The 6,248-nt window shown below is 51.1% G+C and carries 7 protein-coding genes; 4 read left to right on the top strand and 3 right to left on the bottom strand.

Annotated features, from left to right (window positions below; all coding sequences use genetic code 11):
• A partial coding sequence (locus ACESLU_RS10145; protein ID WP_372638541.1) for an ABC transporter permease occupies positions 1-349 on the bottom strand: 349 nt, incomplete at its 3' end.
• A complete protein-coding gene (locus ACESLU_RS10140; protein ID WP_372638540.1) occupies positions 349-975 on the bottom strand; it encodes an ATP-binding cassette domain-containing protein in 627 nt (208 codons plus the stop codon). The genes ACESLU_RS10140 and ACESLU_RS10145, both read right to left, overlap by 1 nt.
• A 237-nt stretch (positions 976-1,212) precedes the next feature.
• Here ACESLU_RS10140 and ACESLU_RS10135 point away from each other — a divergent pair, with 237 nt between their 5' ends.
• The 4 genes from ACESLU_RS10135 (at position 1,213) to ACESLU_RS10120 (ending at position 5,883) form a co-directional block, all read left to right on the top strand.
• The gene (locus ACESLU_RS10135) at positions 1,213-3,261 is read left to right on the top strand and encodes a prolyl oligopeptidase family serine peptidase (RefSeq protein ID WP_372638539.1); all 2,049 of its coding nucleotides are present in this window, start codon (positions 1,213-1,215) and stop codon (positions 3,259-3,261) included.
• 146 nt (positions 3,262-3,407) lie between these two features.
• Positions 3,408-4,433: a lyase gene (locus ACESLU_RS10130; RefSeq protein WP_372638538.1), complete on the top strand. Its 1,026-nt coding sequence runs from the start codon at positions 3,408-3,410 to the stop codon at positions 4,431-4,433.
• A 222-nt stretch (positions 4,434-4,655) separates the two neighbouring features.
• The gene (locus tag ACESLU_RS10125) at positions 4,656-5,240 is read left to right on the top strand and encodes a choice-of-anchor V domain-containing protein (protein WP_372638537.1); all 585 of its coding nucleotides are present in this window, start codon (positions 4,656-4,658) and stop codon (positions 5,238-5,240) included.
• A gap of 250 nt (positions 5,241-5,490) precedes the next feature.
• On the top strand, positions 5,491-5,883 hold the full coding sequence (locus ACESLU_RS10120; protein ID WP_372638536.1) for a DoxX family protein: 393 nt from the start codon (positions 5,491-5,493) through the stop codon (positions 5,881-5,883).
• Here ACESLU_RS10120 and ACESLU_RS10115 read toward each other — a convergent pair.
• Positions 5,884-6,248, bottom strand: a 365-nt coding sequence (locus ACESLU_RS10115) for a hypothetical protein (RefSeq protein WP_372638535.1), incomplete at its 5' end; no start/stop codon positions are given.

Raw genomic sequence — 6,248 nt, 5'->3', positions numbered from 1 at the left:
TCACCACTTCAAGGAAAAAAAGATCAATAACAATAATACCCAGGAAGGTCGCACCGAAGATAGGGATCAGCAGCGATTTCCTGCGTTTGAGACCGCTGCGGTCAATGGTGGCAAAATCGGCCACCAGCACCATAACCATGATCCACCCGGCATTTATCCACGCATTATCGTACTCAAAAAGGTATTCCAGGTAGTACCCCACGAACAACAGTTGCAGGACCATCCGCAGCGAAGCGGTGAATAATTTCCTGTTGAGTCCGGTTTGGTACTTCCACAAGATCCATGCTGGCAGCAGCAAAATCAGGAAGGCGACCGCAAGTTGTATCCATGATAAATCTATAATATCCATTAGCTTAGCTCTATGATATTATCGGCGTATTCGATCCAGAAGGGATCGTGCGAGGTGGAGACGATCGTTTTATTTTTTGTATGTGCCAGTAATATATCCGCTGCGCGTCGTTTTGAAGCCCTGTCAAGGGCAGAGGTGGGCTCGTCCAACAGCAGAATCGGTTTGTCCAGCAGGTGACAGATCGCCAGGCCCACGCGCTGGCGCTGTCCCGTTGAGAGCGCCCTGAACGGTTTGTCAAGGTTTTCTGAGGACAATCCCAGTTGCCTTAATGCCCTCATGTAGGTTTCGCGGCCGGGGGACTTTGCCTGGTTGGTTGCAAAGCAAAACGGCTTCCGGATTACCTCTTCCACGGTCCCGCTGCCCAGATCCAGGTCCTGCGGCAGCCAGGCGGTGTCCCTGCGTATATCCCGCCCGTCCTTGCCGCTGTTAAATTGAATAGACCCTCCGGTGGGTTTCAGAAAGCCCAGGAATAATTTCAGCAAAGTGCTTTTCCCGGAGCCGGATTCTCCTTTGAGGATCGTATGCTTCCCCTCCGCTATGCGACAGCTGAACGCTTCCAGCACCACTTCATCGCCGAAACGGACCGTCAGATCGGAACAGGTTATAAGCGAATCCCTTTTACGCATTTTTACCATGAAGAGAACATATTGATGCTGATATTTGTTAAGAAGCCTGCCGCCATTCAGATGCTTCCTTTGTAATCTATACGGTATACGTGGTTAAACAACTATGGTATATAAATTTTATGTTCTAAAAAAGCACTTTGAAAGGGGTTTTCATAATTAGTGGAAATGACACAAAAATGCTAAATTTAGTCCTTGGTTTTAATCAGGCGATTTTTATCAATTTATAAAAATAAGCATATGGAATTTCAACAAATACAAAAACGACTGTTTTCGATACTGATCTGTATCATGCTGCCTGTAATGGCAGCGGGACAGGTTACATCACCTGAACAGGGACTGACGCCTCTTCAGGTAGCTCACCTGCAGCAGGTTGATGAAATTGCCGTATCACCTTCGGGCGATAAGGCCGCCTACACCGTAAGTAAGCAGGCTGACCCGCGGAAGGAAAATAAACCGGCTGAAAGCAGCCTCTACGTACGCGATTTGTCATCTCCGGAATCCATTCCATTTGTGACAACCATTGATGTTAGCAATATCGCTTTTCGTCCACAGAAAGGAAGTATCACGTTTTTAGGCAAGCGTGAGAAAGATAAAAAGGTCGGGTTATTCGAAATTTCGTTATCGGGCGGAGAGGCCCGGCGTATCTTATCCTTTCCTACCGATATAACAAGTTATTCATGGGCCGATGACGGTAACATGCTGGTCTTTCTGGCCTCGGATACCACCACCGAGCCGGAACCCACCCTGCCCTATGAACCGAGAATTTATGAAGAAAACCTCACAAACCAGCGCGGGTTTATAACGGATCTGTCTGCCGAGGATCATCAATCCCGGCAGATACAGGTGGAGGGTTCGGTGTACCAGGCGGAATGGGGACCCGAACAAAAAAAGCTGGCCATCGCGGCGGCACCGACGCCCCTCGTGGATGATTACTATATGCACCAGCAGGTGATGATTGTGGATTCCCTGGGACAGCAGATACTGACGGAAGTGGACCATGAGGGAAAACTGGGTTCTCTGGAATGGAGCCCTGACGGAACGAAGCTGGCGATGCTGGCCGGTGCCGATATCCACGATCCGGTGGCGGCCCGGCTGCATATCGTCTCAGCAGCGGATGGGGCTGTGCAGCAAATTCAGTCCCGGTTTGAGGGAGCGTTTGAGCAATTTCAGTGGACCGGCGAGAATGAACTTCACTACCTGGCCAGCAAAGGGGTCTGGTCCATCTACGGCAGCATTACCGCAGACGGCTCCACGATGGAACGTATTGTTGATGAAGGAGGTCCCTACCTGGAGCGCTTTGACCGGGCTGCTGACGGTACCGTTATTTTCGTTGCTGATCATGCCACGCATCCCCAGGAGCTGTACCACTATCATGCGGAAAAGGATACGGTCCAGCGACTGACCAACAGCAATGAATGGCTGGCCGATGTCGCCCTGGGACGGCAGGAAGCCGTCAGCTGGACCGCCCCTGACAGCACGGTCTTGCAGGGACTGCTGATATACCCGCTTAACTTTCAAAAAGGAGAAAAGTATCCTTTGATAACGACCGTGCACGGGGGACCCGAAGCACATTATGATAATGGCTGGATCACAAGTTATTCCAACCCGGGGCAGATGGGGGCGGCAGAGGACTATTTTGTGTTTTATCCCAACTACCGGGGTAGTACAGGGCGGGGCGAGGAGTTCGCCAAAAGCAGTCAGGGCGATATGGGTGGTGCAGAGTTCGATGATATTGTCGCAGGAGTCGACGAGTTGATCAAAGGAGGGCTGGTGGATTCATCCAAAGTAGGCGTTACCGGCGGCTCCTACGGCGGATACGCCACGGGCTGGATGGCCACGCGCTATACCGACCGCTTTGCGGCCGGGGTCATGTTTGTGGGCATCAGCAACAATATTTCAAAATGGGGAACCAGCGATATCCCTGAAGAGCTGTACCTGGTGCACGCCCGCGAGCGGATCTGGCAGGACTACCAGGGCTTTTTGGAACGGAGCCCCATCTATTATGCCGGGCAATCGGAAACGCCGCTGCTCATCATGCATGGCGAGGAGGACACCCGCGTTGATCCGAGTCAGTCGTATGAGCTCTACCGCCATATTAAAACACGTACGAATACGCCCGTGCGCCTGGTGCTGTATCCCGGCGAGGGACATGGCAACGTGAACGCAACGGCCCGTTACGACTACAGTATCCGTATGATGCGCTGGTTTAACAAGTACCTGAAAGGTGAAATGGATAACCAGCCGGATACCGAGCTGGAGATGCAAAGCAGGTCTGTCCAGAGCTAAGAATCTGATCGTTTCGGGCAGTCTGAGCGGCGTCCCCGGTTCCCGCCCGGCGGATTAGTCGTAAATTGCAAAATGATATATACGGAGGTTGCTTTTAGTTTGCTAACTATTACTTTTAAGTAATAATTAACCAATCCCTTACCGTTATGACTAAATTAATCACAACACTCATTGCTGTTTTGGTTGTCGTTTCTGCTTTTGCCTTAACCGAAAAGCCCGAAACCGATGTAGAGGTGGATGCTGAAGTAGAGGTATCCATTTCCGAATGGGAAGTGCCGTGGGAGGACAGCCGTCCCCGCGATCCGTATGTAGCCCCTGACGGCGATATCTGGTTTGTCGGACAACGCTCTCATTACGTGGCGGAGTTCGACCCCGATACGGAATCATTTCAAAAGTTTGACCTGGAAGAGGGTGCCGGTCCCCACACCGTCATTGTAGATAAGGATGGAACGCCCTGGTACGCCGGCAACCGCGCCAATCATATCGGTACCGTCAATCCGGAGAGCGGAGAAATCAACAAGTATTTAATGCCGGAAGACAACAGCGCACGCGACCCGCATACGATGGCCTTCAACCGTGAAGGCGATATCTGGTTTACCTCGCAGGGCGCCAACTCGGTCGGTAAGCTGGGCGTGGAAACCGGGGAACCCGAAATCATAGATGTGCCGACCCCGCGGGCACGTCCCTATGGCATCATCATGGACCAGGATATGGAGCGTCCCTGGATCTGCCTGTTTGGCACCCATAAGCTGGCGACTGTCGATCCGGGTACGATGGAACTCATAGAGATCGAGCTCCCCAGCGAAGATGCACGTCCCCGCCGCCTGGCCCAGACTTCGGACGGCACGATCTGGTACGGCGATTATGCCCGCGGCTATATCGGCCGGTATAACCCTGGCGACGGTTCATTTGAAGAATGGAAGATGCCCTCCGGGGAGCAGTCCCGTCCCTATGCTGTGACCGCAGACGACCAGGATCGTATCTGGCTGGTAGAGACGGGCGTGAATCCCAATATGTTTGTGGGTTTTGATACCGAGGAGGAAGCATTTATCAGTTCCGAGCCGGTTGAAAGCGGCGGGGGCACGGTTCGACACATGGTCTTTCACGAACCCACCAATTCTATCTGGTTCGGGACCGATACCAATTACCTGGGACGGGCCCAAATTCAATAACAGAAGGGAATATGTCGAACAATATCAATAGTTTAATCTTTAATGTGTTACTATTTCGTGAATAACCCGGGTTACGCATATGTGAGGATGTTGAACGTGCAAAAATGCAGAGATGACCAGAAGAACAGTTTTGCAAAAGCCTTCTAAGCAAATATACCGGATGAATTACAGCTCGCTGGCGACGGTCTATTTCGCCAGAGGAGTATAGCTTACTGCAATATTATGCTACGACTGCTTATCCCTCCCGTGGTTACCCTGCTGATGGCATTCACGCTATCGGAGAACCCCTCCGTGCCGGTAACGGAAGACCATTCCGCCTATCCAGAGCATCTGACCGGCGCTTTTACCGGCGGATTCGGTGAACAAACCTGCCGGAGCTGTCATTTCGATTACGATTTAAATCCCGGCGAGGGCCGACTTTCTGTCTCGGGAGTGCCGGGACGCATTACGGGGGGGGAAACACTCGAGCTGCGGATCCGCCTGGAACGGGAGGAACTGGGACGCGCCGGGTTTCAGCTTTCGGCGCGATATGCGGAAGGGAAACAGGCTGGGAGCTTCGAGATCGGTGACAATGACCGTATGATGTTCAGTAAGGCCGCGCCCGACTCGGTGGAATATCTTCAACATTCATCCCGTGGCAGTGAACCGCTCAGGGAGCAGGAAACGAGCTGGACCGTCACCTGGCGGGCGCCGCAGTCACTTGCCGGTCCGGTCACCTTTCATGTTGCAGCCAATGCGGCGAACGGGGATCAGTCGGAATTCGGTGACTTTATTTATACCGAAGAGATCACTGCAAACCCTGATTAGAGCACATACCAGTAGTCTATTCTCAACCAAAGCGACGGTTTTTTCGGTTCAACCGGAAGTAATCGCATACTTTATTGGCATTATTCCTCTAAATGTTGTTTTATTACATTTCATCTGACAACACATACGTTGCACAGGTAGTCCCTTACTTCTAAAAGCGGGATGAAAAATAAGGGACCCCAGCTTTTTTTTGCACTCTACATAATAAATAAATGACTCTTATCTTATGTTAAAACGATTAAATTCTACTATGCTAAGTGAGTTTGTTGATGCCAAAACCTCCGCTATGATCTTGAGGGTCTTGGTGGCCTTTTTCATGATCTATGGTCATGGCTTCGGCAAAGTCATGAATGTATTGGGGGGTAACCTTCAATTTTTAGACCCGATCGGTATCGGCCCGGAAGCATCCCTTATCCTGGCTGCTTTTGCGGAAGGGATCTGTGCCTTTTTAGTACTCATTGGATTCTGGACGCGCCTGGCTTCCCTGATCCTGGTCATCAATATGAGTGTCGCCATCTTTTTCCACCATATTCCCTCGGGTGATGCCTTCGGAGATTTCGAGGCGGCCGCACTTTACCTGGTGGCATTTATCGTAATCTTCTTACTGGGACCCGGTAAATTTGCCATAGACAAGGGCAGGTAACTACTCACTATGAGCAATAAGCTCCCAGAGCTCAACCTTGACCATATCGCGTGTTTCATAAATCGTAGCAAACAACTCCGGGATATTGGCATTTGTTCCTATCGCCTGGTTGATAATTTCGTTGGTAAAACCGTACTCAATATGGGCTAACTGTTCATAAAAATTACCGGTAGCAAAATTGTAGCCATATTCCACCCCTCCGGGAGTGATAAGGGAATAGACTTCCCAGCCCGACATGATATCCTCCTCAATGCGCGCGTTGTGGATCGGCTTTGCCACTTCATCCTCCAGCATCAGGTAATCCGGATTTTTATCGGGCGCCACTTCCATATAATCCATCGACATGTACCTGGTGGGATGATTCC

Origin of the sequence: Fodinibius sp. (assembly GCF_041642155.1) — a bacterium.
In the GTDB taxonomy this organism is placed as follows: domain Bacteria; phylum Bacteroidota; class Rhodothermia; order Balneolales; family Balneolaceae; genus Fodinibius.
The sequence above is the reverse complement of the archived record's forward strand: the minus strand, read 5'-3'. Positions and strand labels throughout refer to the sequence as shown.